The 18668-nt window shown below is 70.5% G+C and carries 20 protein-coding genes; 1 reads left to right on the top strand and 19 read right to left on the bottom strand.

Annotated features, from left to right (window positions below):
• Positions 1 to 172 precede the first annotated feature (172 nt).
• From ACFVXG_RS19405 to ACFVXG_RS19395, 3 genes are all read right to left on the bottom strand, one after another.
• Entirely contained in the window at positions 173 to 1042 is an 870-nt protein-coding gene (locus ACFVXG_RS19405) for a 3-hydroxyacyl-CoA dehydrogenase family protein (protein ID WP_387929056.1), read from the bottom strand.
• A 179-nt stretch (positions 1043 to 1221) separates the two neighbouring features.
• Positions 1222 to 1872, bottom strand: coding sequence for a response regulator (locus tag ACFVXG_RS19400; protein WP_387929055.1), 651 nt, complete (start codon positions 1870 to 1872; stop codon positions 1222 to 1224).
• Positions 1869 to 3071, bottom strand: a complete 1203-nt coding sequence (locus ACFVXG_RS19395; RefSeq protein ID WP_387929054.1) for a sensor histidine kinase — start codon at positions 3069 to 3071, stop codon at positions 1869 to 1871. Before ACFVXG_RS19395 ends, ACFVXG_RS19400 begins: the two co-directional genes overlap by 4 nt.
• Before the next feature lie 156 nt (positions 3072 to 3227).
• Between ACFVXG_RS19395 and ACFVXG_RS19390 the strand changes: the two genes are divergently transcribed.
• On the top strand, positions 3228 to 3851 hold the full coding sequence (locus ACFVXG_RS19390) for a hypothetical protein (protein WP_387929052.1): 624 nt from the start codon (positions 3228 to 3230) through the stop codon (positions 3849 to 3851).
• 13 nt (positions 3852 to 3864) lie between these two features.
• On the opposite strand, the gene ACFVXG_RS19385 is transcribed toward ACFVXG_RS19390, so the two are convergent.
• From ACFVXG_RS19385 to prmC, 16 genes are all read right to left on the bottom strand, one after another.
• Positions 3865 to 4437: a cob(I)yrinic acid a,c-diamide adenosyltransferase gene (locus ACFVXG_RS19385; RefSeq protein WP_350504370.1), complete on the bottom strand. Its 573-nt coding sequence runs from the start codon at positions 4435 to 4437 to the stop codon at positions 3865 to 3867.
• Positions 4438 to 4459: 22 nt separating this feature from the next.
• The gene (locus ACFVXG_RS19380; RefSeq protein ID WP_188302971.1) at positions 4460 to 4960 is read right to left on the bottom strand and encodes a DUF2550 domain-containing protein; all 501 of its coding nucleotides are present in this window, start codon (positions 4958 to 4960) and stop codon (positions 4460 to 4462) included.
• A gap of 148 nt (positions 4961 to 5108) precedes the next feature.
• Complete coding sequence (locus ACFVXG_RS19375; RefSeq protein ID WP_350504372.1) at positions 5109 to 5492, bottom strand: F0F1 ATP synthase subunit epsilon; 384 nt, start codon at positions 5490 to 5492, stop codon at positions 5109 to 5111.
• Between the two features lie 184 nt (positions 5493 to 5676).
• Complete coding sequence (atpD, locus tag ACFVXG_RS19370) at positions 5677 to 7122, bottom strand: F0F1 ATP synthase subunit beta (protein ID WP_375892969.1); 1446 nt, start codon at positions 7120 to 7122, stop codon at positions 5677 to 5679.
• Positions 7123 to 7124: 2 nt separating this feature from the next.
• Positions 7125 to 8039 carry a F0F1 ATP synthase subunit gamma gene (locus ACFVXG_RS19365; protein ID WP_387929050.1) on the bottom strand — a complete coding sequence of 305 codons (915 nt, stop codon included), beginning with the start codon at positions 8037 to 8039 and terminating at the stop codon, positions 7125 to 7127.
• A 32-nt stretch (positions 8040 to 8071) separates the two neighbouring features.
• Positions 8072 to 9646, bottom strand: a complete 1575-nt coding sequence (gene atpA / locus ACFVXG_RS19360; protein ID WP_350504375.1) for a F0F1 ATP synthase subunit alpha — start codon at positions 9644 to 9646, stop codon at positions 8072 to 8074.
• Between the two features lie 158 nt (positions 9647 to 9804).
• The gene (locus tag ACFVXG_RS19355; protein WP_387929048.1) at positions 9805 to 10620 is read right to left on the bottom strand and encodes a F0F1 ATP synthase subunit delta; all 816 of its coding nucleotides are present in this window, start codon (positions 10618 to 10620) and stop codon (positions 9805 to 9807) included.
• A complete protein-coding gene (locus tag ACFVXG_RS19350) occupies positions 10617 to 11177 on the bottom strand; it encodes a F0F1 ATP synthase subunit B (protein ID WP_387929046.1) in 561 nt (186 codons plus the stop codon). Before ACFVXG_RS19350 ends, ACFVXG_RS19355 begins: the two co-directional genes overlap by 4 nt.
• A gap of 38 nt (positions 11178 to 11215) precedes the next feature.
• The gene (atpE, locus tag ACFVXG_RS19345) at positions 11216 to 11449 is read right to left on the bottom strand and encodes an ATP synthase F0 subunit C (protein ID WP_350504378.1); all 234 of its coding nucleotides are present in this window, start codon (positions 11447 to 11449) and stop codon (positions 11216 to 11218) included.
• An 84-nt stretch (positions 11450 to 11533) separates the two neighbouring features.
• Positions 11534 to 12349, bottom strand: a complete 816-nt coding sequence (atpB, locus tag ACFVXG_RS19340) for a F0F1 ATP synthase subunit A (RefSeq protein ID WP_350504379.1) — start codon at positions 12347 to 12349, stop codon at positions 11534 to 11536.
• Between the two features lie 285 nt (positions 12350 to 12634).
• Positions 12635 to 13078: a hypothetical protein gene (locus ACFVXG_RS19335; RefSeq protein ID WP_350504380.1), complete on the bottom strand. Its 444-nt coding sequence runs from the start codon at positions 13076 to 13078 to the stop codon at positions 12635 to 12637.
• 301 nt (positions 13079 to 13379) lie between these two features.
• A complete protein-coding gene (locus ACFVXG_RS19330) occupies positions 13380 to 14663 on the bottom strand; it encodes an MraY family glycosyltransferase (RefSeq protein WP_350504381.1) in 1284 nt (427 codons plus the stop codon).
• Between the two features lie 174 nt (positions 14664 to 14837).
• Complete coding sequence (gene glyA, locus ACFVXG_RS19325) at positions 14838 to 16118, bottom strand: serine hydroxymethyltransferase (RefSeq protein ID WP_387929044.1); 1281 nt, start codon at positions 16116 to 16118, stop codon at positions 14838 to 14840.
• Positions 16119 to 16291: 173 nt separating this feature from the next.
• The gene (locus ACFVXG_RS19320; RefSeq protein WP_387929042.1) at positions 16292 to 16969 is read right to left on the bottom strand and encodes a protein-tyrosine-phosphatase; all 678 of its coding nucleotides are present in this window, start codon (positions 16967 to 16969) and stop codon (positions 16292 to 16294) included.
• Positions 16966 to 17613, bottom strand: a complete 648-nt coding sequence (locus tag ACFVXG_RS19315) for an L-threonylcarbamoyladenylate synthase (protein ID WP_387929040.1) — start codon at positions 17611 to 17613, stop codon at positions 16966 to 16968. The genes ACFVXG_RS19320 and ACFVXG_RS19315 overlap by 4 nt, the downstream gene beginning before the upstream one ends.
• 172 nt (positions 17614 to 17785) lie before the next feature.
• On the bottom strand, positions 17786 to 18652 hold the full coding sequence (prmC, locus tag ACFVXG_RS19310) for a peptide chain release factor N(5)-glutamine methyltransferase (RefSeq protein WP_030057537.1): 867 nt from the start codon (positions 18650 to 18652) through the stop codon (positions 17786 to 17788).
• Positions 18653 to 18668: the final 16 nt, after the last annotated feature.

Below are 18668 nucleotides of genomic sequence, written 5' to 3'. Positions count from 1 at the left end.
GCAACTTCACTCGTCCGAGGGAATATACGCAGGAACTCTCCACACCTACGCTCGATTACCGCCCAAATCACCCGTCTGCGGTACCCGGCGTGAGGAAGCTCACCCGCCCCGGCGCAGCGGGCCGTACGACGCCCTGATCGCACGGCCCACCAGGGCGTTCAGCCCCGTCGGCTCACTTGCTCTCGTACGGGTAGAAGCCGCGCCCGCTCTTGCGGCCGAGGTCACCGGCGGTCACCATGCGGGCCATGATCTCCGGGGCGGCGAACTTCTCGTCCTGGGTCTCGGTGTAGATGTTGCGGGCGGCGTGCAGCAGGATGTCGACGCCGGTCAGGTCGGCGGTCTGCAGCGGGCCCATCGCGTGGCCGAAGCCGAGGCGGCAGGCGGTGTCGATGTCCTCGGCGGTGGCCACGCCCGACTCGTAGAGCTTGGCGGCCTCGATGACCAGCGCGGTGATCAGGCGGGTGGTGATGAAGCCGGCCACGTCGCGGTTGACCACCACGACGTCCTTGCCGACGCCCTCGGCGTAGGCGCGGGCGGCGGCCAGGGTCTCGTCGCTGGTCTTGTAGCCGCGGACCAGCTCGACCAGCTTCATCATCGGGACGGGCGAGAAGAAGTGGACGCCGACGACCGACTCCGGCCGCCGGGTGACGGCGGCGATCCGGGTGATCGGGATGGCGGAGGTGTTGGAGGCCAGGACGGCGCCGTCCTTGGCGAGCTTGTCCAGCTCGCGGAAGACGCTCTCCTTGACGTCCAGGTTCTCGAACACGGCCTCGACCACGATGTCGGCCTCGGCGACGGCGCCCAGGTCGGTGGTGGTGGTGATCCGGCCCAGCGCGGCCTCGGCGTCCTCGGCGCTCAGCTTGCCCTTGGAGACGAACTTCTCGTACGAGGCGCGGATGCCGGCGAGGCCGCGCTGCAGCGCCTCCTCGGTCACGTCCCGCAGCACCACCGGGTGGCCGGCCTGCGCGGACACCTGGGCGATGCCGGCGCCCATCAGGCCGGCACCGATCACGGCGATCTGCTTGCTGGACGCATTGCTCATGGCTGGGTCTCCCGATGCCGTCGCCGCCCCAACGGGCGGGCCCTGAAGGCGGCTCAGGGCAGGGGTCACCGCCAACGAGCCGCTTTGCTCTGGCGGGGACTCTAATGCCCAAATCGTCCGTGCAATAGCAATCGGGAGTGTGATCTGCAACCGACCTGGTCACCCGACCAGGATGGTCGTCAGATGGTCAGACCGAGGTCCTGGGCCAGGATCGCCGCCTGCACCCGGCTGCGCAGCCCCAGCTTCGCCAGGATCCGGCTGACGTGGGTCTTGGTGGTCGCCTCCGCCATCTCCAGCCGGGCCGCGATCTCCCCGTTGGACATCCCGGCCCCGAGGCAGGCCAGCACCTCCCGCTCACGCCCGGTCAGGCCCGTCACCGCCGTCCGGGCCTCCGGTCCGACCGGGCGCCCGGGGCGGGCGAAGGTGCCGATCAGCCGCCTGGTCACCGAGGGCGCCAGCATGCCGTCCCCGCGCGCCACCGTGCGGATGCCCTCGACCAGGGTGTCCGCCTCCAGGTCCTTGAGCAGGAACCCGGCCGCGCCGGCCCGCAGCGCGCCGTAGACGTACTCGTCCAGGTCGAAGGTGGTCAGCACCAGCACCTGGGCGGCTCCGGCCTCGACCACCTGCCGGGTCGCCGAGACGCCGTCCAGCCGGGGCATCTGCACGTCCATCAGCACCACGTCGGGCCGCAGCTCCAGGGCCAGCCGGACGGCCTCCTGCCCGTCGGCGGCCTGCCCGACCACCTCGATGCCGGGCTCGGCGCGCAGGATCATCACCAGCGCCGCCCGCACCGCCGCCTGGTCCTCGGCCACCAGCACCCGGATCGTCATGCCCGTCCCTCGCTCTCCCGGCCGCGCGGCAGCACCGCGCGCACCCTCCAGTACCCGTCCCGCGGCCCGGCCTCGAAGCTGCCGCCGAGCAGTCCCGCCCGCTCCGACATGCCCACCAGCCCGGCCCGGGCGCCGGGCAGTTCGCGGCCCGGCCCGCCGCGGTACGGGCTGTCGACCGCGATCCGCAGCGCGTCGGGGCCGAACTCCAGCCGCAGCGCGACCAGTCCGGGCCCGGCGTGCTTGAGCGCGTTGGTCAGCGACTCCTGCACGATCCGGTAGGCGGCCAGCCCGACCGGTACCGGCAGCTCGCCGCGCTCGCCGCTCTCGGTCAGCTCGAAGTCCAGGCCGACGTCCTGTCCGGCGGCCCGGGCGTGCTCCAGCAGGGCGTCCACCGCGGCGAGGTCGGGCGCCGCGTACGACTCGTCGGCCTCTCCCCCGCCGCTGTCCCGGAGCAGCCCGATCATGCGACGCATTTCGGCCAATCCCTGGACGCTGTTCTCCCGGATCACCGCCAGCACCTCGACCAGCGGATCGTCCTCGGGCAACCGCCGCCGCCGGGCGACCGACTGGGCGCCGGTGGCGTGGATCGCGATCGCCGACAGGTGGTTGGCCACCACGTCGTGCAACTCCCGTGCCATCCGGGCGCGTTCGGCGCCGACCGCCTCGCGCCGGTCCATCTCCGAGAGCAGCGCGGTCTGTTCGGCCCGCAGCCGCTCGGCCTCCGCCACCTCCCGGTGCTTGCGCACCAGGTCGCCGGTCCACACCGGCGCCAGGAACACCAGGGAGCTGACCACCACGATCAGCAGCCCGGCCGAGGTCCCGGCCACGTACCAGACCAGGCTGGAGAGGACCAGCACGGTCGCCCCGCCGGTCAGGTGCAGCACCCGCGACATCCGGCTGCTGCCGTAGAGCACCGCCGCGTACAGCAGGTCGGTGTACATGATCGTCGTCGCCAGCAGGCTGCCGGCCAGGATGCTCCCCGCGAAGGCCAGCCCGCCCAGCGACACCGCGAGCACCGGCCTGGTCCGCCGGACCAGCTCCAGCCCCGCCATCACCAGCAGCGGCGCCACCACCGCCCACAGCGGCAGGCGGTCGGCCCGGTCGTACACCTTGAACACGATCAGCACGGCACCGCCGAGCACCCCGCACAGGGCGATCAGCCGGTCCAGTTGCCGCGGGGCGAGGGACGGTACGAGCACACCCCCATCTCACCATCCCCGGCGGCCCGCCCGGCTCCGGTCCACGGAGGAGCCCGCTACATCGAAAGGTGCAGGCCCGGACGGCACCGGGCGACGACGACAACCGCACGCCCGCGCACGAGCCTGGAGGCACACCCCACCGACCGGGAGCAGAACGTGATCGTCACCCTCATCGTCGCCGCCGAGATCTCCTGGTGGATCGTGCTCGGCCTCGGCCTCTCCGCCCGCTACCTGCTGCGGTGGCGCCGCACCAGCACCCTGCTGCTGCTCGGCCTGCCGGCGGTGGACCTCGCCCTGTACGCGCTGACCGTCCTGGACCTGCGCGGCGGCGCCACCGCGAGCTGGACGCACGCCCTGGCGGCGAGCTACGCGGGCTTCTCGGTCGGCTACGGCCCCTCGCTGGTCGCCTGGGCCGACCGGCACTTCCTGCACCGCTTCGCCGGCGGCCCCAAGCCGCTGCGCTCCCCCGTCTACGGCCCGGAGCGGACGGCCCACGAGTGGCGGATCGCCCAGCGGACGGTCGTCTCGGCCGTGATCACCCTGACCCTGATCACCCTGCTCGTCCCGCTGTCCGCGGGCTCCGCCCACTTCGGCACCTTCGCCCCGTGGTACTGGAGGCTGGGCATCGCGGCCGTCGTCAACGTGATCGTGGCGGGCTGCTTCTCGATCTGGCCCAAGGAGGCGCCGGCCGGCGTCACCGTGGTGGACGGCCGGGTGGTCGAGCAGCCCGCCCCGGCGGAGGAGTCCCAGCAGAGGGCCTCCCAGGACAAGGTGTCCTAGGGCAGGCCCCGCCCTAGCGGTTCTCGCCCGGCACCCAGAGCACGTCGCCGCGCTCCTTGTTGGCCACCCGGGCCAGGATGAACAGCAGGTCGGACAGCCGGTTGAGGTACTTCGCGGTCAGCGGGTTGACGGAGTCCCCGTACGCGTCGATCGCCGCCCAGGTCGAGCGCTCGGCCCGCCGCACCACCGTGCAGGCCAGGTGCAGGTGGGCCGCGCCGGGCGTGCCGCCGGGCAGGATGAAGCTGCGCAGCTTCTCCACCTGCTCCAGGTAGTGGTCGCAGTCCCCTTCGAGCCGGTCGATGTAGGACTGCAGCACCCGCAGCGGCGGGTACTTCGGGTCCTCGACCACCGGCGTGGACAGGTCCGCGCCGACGTCGAACAAGTCGTTCTGGACCCGGATGAGCACGGCCGCCACGTCCTCGGGCAGTGCGCCGACCGCGAGGGCCACCCCGATCGCCGCGTTCGCCTCGTTGGCGTCGGCGTACGCCATCAGCCGCGGGTCGGTCTTGGTGGTCCGGCTCATGTCGCCGAGCGCGGTGCTGCCGTCGTCCCCGGTACGGGTGTAGATGCGCGTCAGATTGACCATGCGGCCAGCCTAGCCGGGCAGGTTAGGCGACGTTGACCCTCTGCCCCGGGGGAGCCGCTTCCAGCCAGGCCAGGAAGCCGGTGAGCGCGTCCTCGCTCATCGCCAGTTCCAGCGGCGCCCCGTTGTGCAGGCAGCGCAGCACCACCGAGCCGGAGAGCAGTGCCAGCTCCTCCTGGCCCTCCGGGTAGCGCCGGCCGAGGACCTCGATCTCCCGGCGGGGCAGCACCCGGCGCGGGCGCGGGGCGTACGAGAAGACCCGGAACCACTCGATCGAGTCGCCGCTGTAGCGGCCGATACCAAAAACCCACCCCTTGCCGTCGGTCGGTGGGACCGGGGCGGAGGTGGGTTTGCCGTTCTCGTCGAGGTCGGGCTGCGTCGAGGCGTCGGCCGGCATTTTGAGCCGGTAACTGCAGTCGAACGTGCCGCCGACCCGCTGGATCAGGCGGCGGCGTACGGCGAAGGCCATCAGGCCGATCACTCCCAGCGCCACGACCGCCGCACACACCACAAGCGCGAGGACCATGCTCACCTACCTCCTCGCTACCCGCGTTCCCCGTTACGGTCGTACCAGACGACCGCGCTGACCTACCAACTACGACGACAGTCCCGGGGTCACGCTCGCGCGTCCCCGGGACCGTCGGTCGACCCCGTGAAGCCGGGGTCAGGCACACTCAGGCGTGGGCCTTGAGGCCGCGCGCCGCGAACAGTCGGACCTCGGCGCGACGCTCGGCGTGCGCGTCCAGGTCGGACTGGGCCTGCTCCAGTGCGCGCTCGGCACGCGCGACGTCGATCTCGTCCGCCAGCTCGGCGATCTCCGCGAGCAGAGACAGCTTGTTGTCGGCGAAGGAGATGAAGCCGCCGTGCACCGCGGCGATCACAGTGCCGCCGTCCACCGTGCGGATGGTGACCGGACCGGTCTCCAGCACGCTCAGCACCGGGGTGTGGCCCGGCATGATGCCGGTGTCACCGGAGGCCGTACGGGCGACGACGATGGTGGCCGCACCGGACCACACCTTGCGGTCGGCTGCGACCAGCTCGACGTGCAGCTCAGCCAACGTGGGCTCCTAGGCTCATGCAACCCCCGATTACTCGGGAGTTTCGGTAAGAATAACGGCCCCGCGCCTCCGGCATGAAACCGGCGGCACGGATTTGACCGGAATCACAGCCGATGCGACGCGAGGGGTGGGTCCCAGGGCTGGGGCCCACCCCTCACGGTCACTCAGCTGCTACCGGCCGCGATTACTTCTTCGCCAGCTCGGCGGCGTTCTTCTCGAGGTCCTCGATGCCACCGCACATGAAGAAGGCCTGCTCCGGGACGGAGTCGTACTTGCCGTCGGCGATCGAGTTGAAGGCCTCGATGGTCTCCGACAGCGGCACGGTCGAGCCCTCGACACCGGTGAACTGCTTCGCCACGTAGGTGTTCTGCGAGAGGAAGCGCTCGATGCGACGGGCGCGGTGCACCGTGATCTTGTCCTCTTCGGACAGCTCGTCCATACCGAGGATGGCGATGATGTCCTGGAGGTCCTTGTACTTCTGCAGGATCCCCTTGATACGGACGGCCGTCTCGTAGTGGGTCGCCGTGATGTACCGCGGGTCGAGGATGCGGGACGTGGAGTCCAGCGGGTCGACGGCCGGGTAGATGCCCTTCTCCGAGATCGGGCGCGACAGAACGGTCGTCGCGTCCAGGTGGGCGAAGGTGGTGGCCGGCGCCGGGTCGGTCAGGTCGTCCGCGGGGACGTAGATCGCCTGCATCGAGGTGATCGAGTGACCGCGGGTCGAGGTGATGCGCTCCTGGAGGAGGCCCATCTCGTCGGCCAGGTTCGGCTGGTAGCCCACCGCGGAGGGCATGCGGCCGAGCAGGGTCGACACCTCGGAACCGGCCTGGGTGAACCGGAAGATGTTGTCGATGAAGAGGAGCACGTCCTGCTTCTCGACGTCACGGAAGTACTCCGCCATGGTCAGCGCGGAGAGCGCGACCCGAAGACGGGTGCCCGGCGGCTCGTCCATCTGGCCGAAGACCAGCGCGGTCTTGTCCAGAACGCCCGAGTCGACCATCTCGTCGATGAGGTCGTTGCCCTCACGGGTGCGCTCGCCGACACCGGCGAACACCGACACACCACCGAAGTTCTCGGCGACGCGGTAGATCATCTCCTGGATCAGAACGGTCTTGCCGACACCGGCACCACCGAACAGACCGATCTTGCCACCCGTGACGTACGGGGTGAGCAGGTCGATGACCTTGATGCCGGTCTCGAACATCTCGGTCTTGGACTCGAGGTCCTTGAACTCGGGGGCCTTGCGGTGGATCGGCCAGCGGACCTCGACCTGCTTGTCGAACTCCGCCTTGTCGACGTTCAGCACGTCACCGAGGGCGTTGAACACCTTGCCCTTGGTGATCTGGCCGACCGGCACGGAGATCGCCGAACCGGTGTCGGTGACCTGCGAACCGCGGACCAGGCCGTCGGTCGGCTGCATCGAGATGCCGCGGATCAGGCCGTCACCGAGGTGCTGGGCGACCTCGAGGGTGAGGGTCTTCTTGCCCGAGCCGTCGGGGTTGTCCACCTCGACGTGCAGGGCGTTGAACATGTCCGGAATCGCGTCGACGGGGAACTCCACGTCGACGACCGGGCCGATGACCCGCGCGACGCGGCCCGTCGCCGTGGTCGGCTCAACAGTGGTGGTCATACTCATTCGCTCCCGCGGCTAGCGTCGGCGAGGGCGTTGGCGCCGCCGACGATCTCGCTGATTTCCTGGGTGATCTCGGCCTGACGGGCCGAGTTGGCAAGCCGCGTGAGCGACTTGATGAGCTCGCCGGCATTGTCCGTCGCGCTCTTCATCGCGCGGCGGCGGGCGGCGTGCTCGGAAGCGGCCGACTGCAGCAGCGCGTTGTAGATCCGGCTCTCGACGTACCGCGGCAGCAGCGCGTCGAGCACGCCCTCCGCCGACGGTTCGAAGTCGTACAGCGGGAAGATCTCCGACTTGGCCGGCGTCTGGTCGCTGAGCTGGACCTCGTCCAGCTTCAGCGGCAGCAGCCGCGCCGCGACCGCGTCCTGCGTCAGCATGGACACGAACTCGGTCGAGACCACGTGGAGTTCGTCCACGCCGCCGGTCTCGGCCGTGAAGGCCTCGATCAGCTCGGCCGCCACCGTCTTCGCGTCGCCGTAGGTCGGCTTGTCCGAGAAGCCCGTCCACGAGTTCCCCACCGCCAGGTTGCGGAAGGTGTAGTACGACAGACCCTTCCGACCGACGATGTAGGTCACGACGTCCTTGCCCTCGGCCCGCAGGCGCTCGGAGAGCGTCAGCGAGGCCTTGATGGCGTTGGACGAGTAACCGCCGGCCAGGCCGCGGTCCGCCGTGATCAGCAGGACCGCCGCGCGGGTGGCGTTCGGGTTCTCGGTGGTGAGCGGGTGCTTGGCGTTGGACCGGGTGGCCACCGCCGTCACCGCCCGGGTGAGCTCATCGGCGTACGGAGCGGAGGCCGCCACCGCGCGCTGCGCCTTGCCGATGCGCGCCGCGGAGATCATCTCCATCGCCTTGGTGATCTTCTTCGTCGCGGTGACAGAGCGGATCCGGCGCTTGTAGACCCGAAGCTGTGCTCCCATGGGTCGTTACGTCCTTTCCCTCGCTACCGGACTCAGGCCTGCTCGGAGAGCAGCTTGCCGTCGGCGGTCTGGTACCCCTGCTTGAAGGCCTCGATCGCGCCGGTCAGGGCGTCGACGGTGCCGTCGGCCAGCAGACCGGTCTCGACGATGCCGGCGAGCAGGTCCTTGTGCTGCAGGCGCACGTGGTCCAGGAACTCGCGCTCGAAGCGACGGATCTCGGCGACCGGGACGTCGTCCAGCTTGCCGGTGGTGCCGGCCCAGATGGAGACGACCTGCTCCTCGACCGGGAACGGCTGGTACTGGCCCTGCTTCAGCAGCTCGACCATGCGCGCACCGCGCTCCAGCTGGGCCTTGGAGGCCGCGTCCAGGTCGGAGCCGAAGCCGGCGAAGGCCTCCAGCTCACGGTACTGGGCGAGGTCCAGGCGCAGACGGCCGGCGACCGAGCGCATGGCCTTGATCTGGGCGGAGCCACCGACGCGGGAGACCGAGATACCGACGTTCACGGCCGGGCGGATGCCGGCGTTGAACAGGTCGGACTCCAGGAAGCACTGGCCGTCGGTGATGGAGATGACGTTGGTCGGGATGTACGCCGAGACGTCGTTGGCCTTGGTCTCGATGATCGGCAGACCGGTCATCGAGCCGCCGCCCAGGGCGTCGTTCAGCTTGGCGCAGCGCTCCAGCAGGCGGGAGTGCAGGTAGAAGACGTCACCCGGGTAGGCCTCGCGGCCCGGCGGGCGGCGCAGCAGCAGGGAGACGGAGCGGTAGGCCTCGGCCTGCTTCGACAGGTCGTCGAAGATGATCAGGACGTGCTTGCCGTCGTACATCCACTCCTGGCCGATGGCCGAACCGGTGTACGGGGCGAGGTACTTGAAGCCGGCCGGGTCGGACGCGGGAGCGGCCACGATGGTGGTGTACTCCAGCGCGCCGGCCTCCTCCAGGGCGCCGCGGACGGACGCGATGGTGGAGCCCTTCTGGCCCACGGCGACGTAGATGCAGCGGACCTGCTTCTCCGGGTCGCCCGAACGCCAGTTGTCGCGCTGGTTGATGATCGTGTCGACGGCCACCGCGGTCTTGCCGGTCTGGCGGTCACCGATGATCAGCTGACGCTGGCCACGGCCGATCGGGGTCATCGCGTCGATGGCCTTGATGCCGGTCTGCAGCGGCTGCTTGACCGACTTGCGGGCCATGACGCCGGGGGCCTGCAGCTCCAGGGCGCGACGGCCGCTGGCGGCGATCTCGCCGAGACCGTCGATCGGGTTGCCCAGCGGGTCCACGACGCGGCCGAGGTAGCCGTCGCCGACCGGAACCGAGAGGACCTCGCCGGTGCGGCGCACGGTCTGGCCCTCTTCGATGCCGCCGAACTCACCGAGGACGACGACACCGATCTCGCGGGTGTCGAGGTTCAGCGCGAGGCCGAGCGTGCCGTCCTCGAACTTCAGCAGCTCGTTCGCCATGACCGAGGGCAGGCCCTCGACATGCGCGATGCCGTCCGCCGCGTCAGTGACCTTGCCGACCTCTTCCACAGAAGCGGCGTCCGGCTGGTACGACTGGACAAAGTCGGCCAGCGCGTCCCGGATCTCCTCCGGACGGATCGTAAGCTCCGCCATCAGGCTTCCCTGCTCTCCTAGTTTGCGATCCTCGGCCCGCCATTGAGGGCCGCAAGTACTCGACTCTCGGCCGGGTCGTATGAACCGGCCGTACGTTTTGCCGACTCCTTGGGGAGCCGGTTCCCCGACCGAGGGTCGGATGTGCTGCTCGGGTTTGCTCAGCCTTCGAGCGACTGGCGAGCGCCTTCGAGGCGGCTCGACACGGTGCCGTCGATGATCTCGTCGCCGATCTGCACCCGGACACCGCCGACGACCTCGGGGTCGATGTCGATGTTCAGGTGGACCTGGCGGCCGTACATCCGACCCAGAGCACCGGTGAGGCGCTCCTTCTGGGCGTCCGACAGCGGCACCGCGCTGGTGACCAGGGCCACCACGCGGTCGCGGCGTGCGGCGGCGAGCTTCGAGTAGGACTCGAGGCCCTGCTCCAGGCTACGGCCACGCGGCGCGTTGACGAGGGCGGTGACCAGCCGGACGGTGCCGGCGTTGGCGCGGCCGCCGAGCAGCTTGTTGATCAGCTCGGCCTTCGCGACGGCGCCGGCCTTCGGCTCGGTGAGCGCGGCGCGCAGCTCGTGCGAGCCGCTGACCACCCGGCCGAAGCGGAACAGCTCGTCCTCGACGTCGTCCAGGACGCCGGCCTTGTCCGCGGCGATGACCTCGGCGTACGCGGCGAGCTCCTCGACCGCGTCCACCAGGTCACGCGCACCCGACCAGCGGGAGCGGACCAGGCCGGAGACCAGGTCCACGGCCACGCCGGAGACCTGACCGGTCAGCAGCGAGGTGATCAGCTGGGCCTTGTCCTGGCCCGACCGGGACGGGTCGGTCAGGACGCGGCGCAGCGACACCTCACGGTCCAGTACGGCCGTGACGGCGGTGAGCTCCTCGGCGAGCTTGGCCGCGTCCACCGAGGTGGAGTCGGTCAGGCTGTCGAGGTTCTGCCGACCGGCGGCGAGAGCCTCGCGGCTGGCGCCGATCACTTGGCCGCACCCTGAGCCACGGCGGCCTTGGCCTCGAGCTCGGTCAGGAAGCGGTCGATCACGCCGCTCTGCCGGGCGTTGTCCTCAAGGGACTCGCCCACGATGCGGGAAGCCAGCTGGGTGGCCAGCGAACCCACGTCCTGACGCAGGGCGGACGTCGCCTGCTTCTTGTCGGCCTCGATCTGCGCGTGACCGGCGGCGACGATGGCCTCGCGCTGACGCTGGCCCTCCTCGCGCATCTCGGCGAGCTGGGCGGCACCCTGCTCGCGAGCCTGCTCGACGATGCGGGCAGCCTCGTGGCGCGCCTCGGCGAGCTCGGCGCGGTACTGCTCAAGCAGGGCCTGGGCCTCGGCCTGAGCGGCCTCGGCACGCTCCATGCCGCCCTCGATGGCGTCCCGACGCTCCGACAGCACCTTCTCGATGCTGGGGAGGAGCTTCTTGCCGAGCAGACCGAAGACGATGAAGAAGCAGAGCAGGCCGATGATGATCTCGGGCCACGCGGGAAGCAGGGGGTTCATCTTCTCCCCCTCCTCCGCGAGGTGAGCCGCGAAATTCATATCTGGACCTTCCTCGAAAGGGTCTAACGGCGGGGGAATTACTTGCCGGCGCCGAAGACGAACGGCATGACGATGCCGATGAGGGCGAGCGCCTCGGTCAGCGCGAAGCCGATGAACATGTTGGAGCGGATCAGGCCGGCAGCCTCGGGCTGACGGGCCATGGCCTGGACACCGTTACCGAAGATGAGACCAACACCGATGCCGGGGCCGATCGCGGCGAGGCCGTAACCGATCGAGGCGACGGAACCGTAGACCTCAGCGAGGTTCTGCATTTCAGCTTGTCCTTTGCGGGGTGGTGGACCGGTGGTGGTTGGCCACCGGGCGTTCGGGAGGGGAAGCAGCCGGAGCTGCGTGGCTCAGTGCGCTTCTTCCAGGGCACCGGCGATGTAGCTGCTGGCCAGCATCACGAAGATGTAGGCCTGCAGGAACTGCACCAGCAGCTCGAAGGCGGTGAGGCCGACGGCGACCACGAAGGAGGCCGAGCCGTACAGCGCGCCCAGGGTCGGGCTGAGCAGGTACCAGGAGGCGATGGAGAACATCACGATCAGCAGGTGGCCGGCGAACATGTTCGCGAAGGCTCGGACCGCGAGCGTGAAGGGGCGCACGAAGATGTTGGAGAAGAACTCGATCGGCACCAGGATGAACATGACCCAGCCGGGGATGCCCGACGGCCAGCAGAGGTTCTTCAGACCGCCGACGAAGCCGTGCTTCTTGAAGGTCAGCGTCATGTAGGTGATCCACACGACCGCGGCCAGGCCCGCGGGGAAGGCGATCGACGCCGTCACCGGGAACTGCGCGAACGGGATGATCGACATGATGTTCATCAACCAGACGAAGAAGAACATCGAGACCAGCATCGGGACGTACTTCTCGCCCTTCTTGCCGATCGTCTCCATCACGATGGAGCGCTTGACGAAGTCGTAGCCGATCTCACCGACCAGCTGCAGCTTGCCGGGGACCAGGCGCGGCTTGGCGAAGGCGGCCCAGAAGAACACGACCACCAGCAGCGCGACGATGATCGACAGCAGCATCGGCTTGTTGAAGTCGATGCCGCCGACCGAGAAGATCGGCTTGAACTGGAACTCGTTCAGGCCCGGGGCCGGGAAGCCGCAGCCAGCGTCCCCGAAGTGGCAACTGCCTGAGGCGAGCGAGGACGTGAGTTCAGCACTCACCGCGGACTCCTTCGTCGTGGCGCATGGTTACGGCAACCTCGGTGTGTCGGCGTGGCCTGCGACCACGGAGCGGCACTGGAACTTGATGGGTTTCTCGCCGACCCCGCACGACGGCGCGCTGCGCGACTGCGGGATCATCGAAGACTTCGCGGGTCCGGGGGGCGATCAGTCCGCGATCCGGACAGACCAGGCCTCTTCCCGTACTCCGTTGTTGCGACGGACGATAGCAGCCCGTCAGTGCGGCATAAACACCGCCCCCCTCGTTGGGGGGACAGTCGGGCCTCGTCACTGTTGACGACCCTTGTCGGAGGGCTTGTCGCCCTTGTTTTCCGAGGCGTGAGGGTCGACGTAGAAGGTCTTGGCCTTGAGCGCGCCACGCACCTGGAAGCCCGTGAAGATCAGCACGCAGCCGATCAGCGTGAAGGCGAAGGCCTGGCGGTTGAACAGCTCGGTGTTCTTGAACACCGCGAGCACGATGCCAACCAGCAGGATCTGAGTGGTGTACACCAGCAGCGCCGCGGCCATCATGATCTGCGGGTTCGACCTGGTCAGCCGGTCGAGCGCGACCTGGCCGGAGCTGAAGAAGGCCAGCACCAGGAGGGCGCCGAACAGGGCGCCGAGCAGGCCCTTCCCGCCGGCGACGGCGAAGGAGATCGCCATGGCGATGATCCCGGCGGCCGCAGTGGGAATCGCGGCGCCTCGGAGGACCCGGGCGTCGGGGGACGGCATGTCGGCAGCTCCGGCGGCATGTCGATGTGGCGGGGGACGGGCACAGATGGTGGCGGGGTGTCACCGGACCGAGTGGCCGCCGCCGGGCCGCCCGCGGTGAGCGGCGGGCCCGTCGAGGGAGACCGACGAGGGACGGAAGTCCTCCACCTGTCAGGTCTTTCGGCGTGTTCTCGGTACTCGTGAACGGTATCACAAACTATTTGATGAGAGCTTTACCATGAATGTGTGGCTCCTGTCACACCGACGGCGCAACGATTCCGCCGTACGGGTGAGCCCGTTTGACGGATCGTCAACCTGCTGGTCAGCGGCGTCCGGTGGCCTTGTCGTCGTGGCCGGAGGAGGCGGACGAGCCCCGGCTGGCTTCACCCAGAAGTTGCTTGTCCTTCGCCGACAGTTCAGCCATCGGGGCGGCGGCCGGGCGGCGCCGGTACCGCGGCGGGACGAAGGACTGCACCGCCCGGGGCGCCCGCGGCCGGAACCGCGGCGTCAGCAGCACCACCAGGCCGACCAGGCAGAGCCCGGCGAGGGTCAGCACCACCGCGCGGCCGGTGTTGGTCACCGAGAAGGCGACCGTGCCGAAGGCGATCAGCGCGGCCCAGAAGTACATGATCAGGACGGCCCGGCTGTGCGAGTGCCCGACCTGGAGCAGCCGGTGGTGCAGGTGGCGCTTGTCCGCGGCGAACGGGGACTGGCCGGCCCAGGTGCGGCGCACCACCGCGAGCAGCAGGTCGGCCAGCGGCAGCGCGATGACCGTCAGCGGCAGCAGCAGCGGGATGTAGATCGGCACCAGGGTGTGCACGGTGGCGGTCTGCGACCCGGTCTCGCTGTTGATCAGGTCGGGGTCGACCCGGCCGGTGATCGAGATCGCGGCGACGGCCAGCATCAGGCCCAGCATCATCGAGCCGGAGTCGCCCATGAAGATCCGCGCGGGGTGCATGTTGTGCGCCAGGAAGCCCAGGCACATGCCGATCAGCAGCACGCTGAACAGCACGGCGGGGGCCGCGTCGGAGATCGTGTAGCCGTACCAGAGCCGGTAGCTGTACAGGAAGAACGCCATCGCGGCGATGCAGACCATGCCGCCCGCCAGGCCGTCCAGGCCGTCGATGAAGTTCACCGCGTTGACCATGACGACGACCAGGGTGACCGAGATGACCATGCCCTGGGTCGGGCTCACCGCGACCGGGCCGACCCCGGGCACCGGGAGGGTGATCACCGTGACGCCCTGCCAGACCATCACGCCGGCCGCGATCATCTGACCGCCCAGCTTGACCAGGGCGTCCACGCCCCACTTGTCGTCCAGCACCCCGAGCAGGAACATGATCCCGGCGCCGGAGAGCAGCGCGCGGATGTCGCTGCCGCCGTTGAACACCTTGCTCAGGTTGTCCAGCTGCGAGGCGACCAGGATGCCCGCGCACAGTCCGCCGAACATCGCGATGCCGCCGAGCCGCGGAGTGGGCTCGCGGTGCACGTCGCGGGCGCGGACCGGGGGCATCGCGCCCGCCGCGATGGCGAACTTCCGGACCGGGCCGGTCAGCAGGTAGGTGACCGCGGCGGTGCAGAACAGCACCAGCAGATACTCACGCACCACTGGCCTCCTGCAGCGCTGTCGAACGGGGAGGTACCGAAGGTACTCCCCTGCGTTCCCGGGAATCGAGGTGCGTCGCCACGGCACACACCTTATTGAGTCGGACGCCCGGGACGTGCATCGCGGTTCGCCCTCCCGGGTAGGAGATCCGAATCCCTGTGGACGCCGCGCGCCTCAGTCTCCCCCGGCGAAGGCCGCCGCCAGCTCCCGGACCCACTCCGCGACCGGCCCGGGGGCGTCCCCGGCGAGCAGCCGGGCGATCAGTCCGGCGATCCCGGTCAGCTCCGCCTCCCCCATCCCCTGGCTGGTCACGGTGCCCGTGCCCAGCCTGATCCCGGAGGCGTCGGCGGCCGGGGCCTGGTCGTACGGCAGCGCGCACTTGCCGAGCAGCAACCCGGCCGCGGCGCAGCGCCGTTCGGCCTCCGCACCGGTCACCCCGAGCGGGCTGACGTCGGCGGTCACCAGGTGGGTGTCGGTGCCGCCCGTCAGAGGGCGCATACCGGCCTCTGCGAGCCCCCTGGCGAGCGCCTGCGCCCCGGACACCGTCCGCTGCGCGTACGCCCGGTAGGCGGGCGTCATGGCCTCCGCCAGGGCCACCGCCTTGCCGGCCACCTCGTTCATCGCAGCGCCGCCCTGGCTGAACGGGAACACCGCCCGGTCGATCCGCTCGGCCAGCTCCGCGGTGGACAGCAGCAGGCCGCCGCGCGGGCCGCGCAGCAGCTTGTGGGTGGCCGCCACCGTCACGTCCGCGTACGGCACCGGGGAGGGCGCCACCCCGGCCGCCACCAGGCCGGTGGTCTGCGCGACGGAGGCGATCAGGTAGGCGTCCACCTCGTCGGCGATCTCCCGGAAGGCCGCCCAGTCCGGGTGCCTCGGGTGGGAGATCGAACCCGCCACGATCGCCTTGGGGCGGTGCCGCCGAGCCAGGTCGCGCACCTGGTCCAGGTCGATCAGCCCGTCGGCCTCGCGCACGCCGTAACCGGTGAACTCGAACCAGCGGCCGGAGAAGTTGGCCCGCGAGCCGCAGCTGAGGTGGCCGCCGTGCTCCAGCGACATCGCCAGCACCCCGTCGCCGGGCCGCAGCAGCGCCGCGTACGCCGCGAGCATCGCCGAAGTCGCCGACCGGGGCTGGACGTTGGCGTGCGGCGCGGCGAACAGCCCGCGCGCCCGGTCGATCGCCAGCAGCTCCGCGGCGTCCGCCAGCGCGCAGCCGGTGTGGTGCCGGCGGCCCGGGTAGCCCTCGGCGTACTTGTCGATCAGCGGCCCGGTCAGCGCCGCCAGGACGGCCGGGGTGGTGAGGTTCTCCCCCGCCAGCAGCTGGATCGTTTCGGCGCGCCGCTCGGCCTCGGCGGCCAGCAGGTCGGCGATCTGCGGATCCGCCCGGTGCAGCGCTTCGGACGCCCACGGGCGCCCCTTCGTCGCGGTCGAGCCGGTCGCGGCATCGGTGACGGTCATGGCAGGCTCCCGGGCGCTGCGGATGGGGGTCCCCCCGGCCGGAGGCTGGGGGGAGGTGAAGCCCAGCGTAGGACCGTCCTGCCCGCCCGGCCCGCCGAGACGGGGCCGTTCGGCCCCTTTGTCCGGCGCGCGGCTCGCTCGCGCGGCTCGCTCGCGCGGCTCGCTCGGGCGCGTCAGCGCGGCGCGGGCACGCCCGTCAGCGCGGTGACCACCGGGTCGACCGCGTGGAATATCTCCTCGCCGCAGTTGCGGAACATGCCGATCGGCGCCCCGTACGGGTCGTCCACCTCGTCGGACTCCGGGGTCGCGGCCAGCAACCAGCCGCGCAGCGCGGCGGCGGCCCGGACCAGGGCGCGGGCCCGCTCGGTGACGTCGACGCCGCGGCGCGGGTCGGGCAGGGTGCCCGGGTCGATCGTCCGCACCAGGCGGGTGAACTCCTTCATGGTGAAAGTGCGCAGGCCCGCCTCGTGGCCCATCGAGATCACCTGGGCGCGGTGGTCCAGGGTCGCGGTGAGCACCAGGTCGGCCTCGACCACGTGCTCGTCCAGCAGTTCCCGGCCGGTGAAGCCACCGCTGTCGGCGCCGTACTCGTCGAGCACGGTCGCGGCGTGGTCCTCCATCGGCGCGCCCACGTGGCCCCAGGTGCCGGCGCTCTCCACCAGGATGCGCCCGGCCACCCGGGGGCTGAGCCGGGTGTCCAGCTCACGCCGGGTGAGCCGCTCGGCTATCGGCGAGCGGCAGATGTTCCCCGTGCAGACGAACAGGATCCGGAAGTGGTCCAGCGGCCTGGGACCCACAGCCAGGTACGGCGCTATGCCGGGCCCGTCATGGAGCGAGGCGGTGGGTGTCAACTTCCGGCCTCCAGGTCGGGGACGACCTCCCTCAGCTGCTCGATGCTGATCGCCCCGGCCCGCAGGAGGACGGGCACCTTGCCGGTCACGTCGACGATGGACGAGGCGGTGGCGTGGTCGGCGTTCCCGCCGTCCAGGTAGACCGAGATCGCGTCGCCCAGCTGGGCCTGCGCCTCGTCACAGGTCGCCGGGGACGGGCCGCCGGTCTTGTTGGCGCTGGAGACGGCGAGCGGGCCGGTGGTGTTCAGCAGCTCGATGGCGACCGGGTGCAGCGGCATCCGGACCGCGACGGTGCCGCGGGTCTCGCCGAGGTCCCAGCGCAGCGAGGGCTGGTGCTTGGCGACCAGGGTGAGGCCACCGGGCCAGAAGGCGTCGACCAGCTCCCAGGCCTGCTCGGAGAAGTCCGTGACCAGGCCGTGCAGGGTGGTCGGCGAGCCGACCAGGACGGGCGAGGGCATGTTGCGGCCACGGCCCTTGGCAGCCAGCAGCTCGCCGACGGCCTCCGGTGAGAAGGCGTCCGCGCCGACCCCGTAGAGGGTGTCGGTGGGCAGCACGACGAGTTCGCCGCGGCGGATGGCCGAGGCGGCCTCGCGCAGGCCGGTGGCGCGGTCCCCGGCGTCGGCACAGTCGTAGCGGCGGCTCATCGGTGCGGTCCCCTTCCGGAATGGCTCATGACGTTCGCAGCGGCGATGTTCACAGCACGGCCCTGCGGGCCGTCGTGCTGTGCTTGATGTTCACGACCCGACCCTCCGGGCGGTCGTGCTGTGCTTGATGTTCACGACCCGACCCTCCGGGCGGTCGTGCTGTGCTTGATGTTCACGACCCGACCCTCCGGGCGGTCGTGAAACGCGGCCGGTTGTTCAGGTCGCGGTGGTCGGCGGTGTCCGTCCAGCCGCGTTCCTCGTTGAAGATCCACGGCACCTGGCCGCCCTGCTGGTCGGCGTGCTCGATGACCACCGCGCCGCCCGGGCGCAGCAGCCGGGCGGCCACCCGCTCGATGCCGCGGATGGTGTCCAGGCCGTCCTCGCCGGAGAACAGGGACATCTGCGGGTCGTGGTCGCGGGCCTCCGGCGCGACGTACTCCCACTCGGTGAGCGGGATGTACGGCGGGTTGGAGATCACCAGGTCGAAGCGGCCGTCCCAGGAGCGGTCGTCCTCGAAGGCCTTGGTGGCGTCACCGGCGTGCAGGGTGACCCGGGCCCGGTCCGGGCTGGCCTCGATGTTGCGCCGGGTGTACTCCAGCGCCCCCTCGTCGAGTTCGAAGGCGTGCACGGTCGAGCGCGGCAGCTCCTGGGCGAGGGCGAGCGCGATCGCGCCCGAGCCGGAGCACAGGTCGACCACCAGCGGCTCGGCGACGTCCATGTCGCGCACCGCGTCTATCGCCCACTCGACGACCGTCTCGGTCTCCGGCCGGGGCACGAAGACCCCGGGGCCGACCGCGAGTTCGAGGTAGCGGAAGAACGCCCGCCCGGTGATGTGCTGCAGCGGCTCGCGGGCCTCGCGGCGCGAGACCGCCTCCCAGTAGCGGGCGTCGAAGTCCGCGTCCTTCACCGTGTGCAGCTGGCTGCGCTTGACGTTGTGGACGTAGGCGGCGAGTTCCTCCGCGTCGAAGCGCGGCGACGGCACGCCGGCCGCGGCCAACCGCTGGGTGGCCTGGGCCACCTCGGCGAGCAGCAGGTTCATCCGTACGACCTCATGT

The organism is Kitasatospora sp. NPDC058162 (assembly GCF_042884005.1).
In the GTDB taxonomy this organism is placed as follows: domain Bacteria; phylum Actinomycetota; class Actinomycetes; order Streptomycetales; family Streptomycetaceae; genus Kitasatospora.
This window is presented reverse-complemented; position numbering and strand designations above follow the sequence as displayed.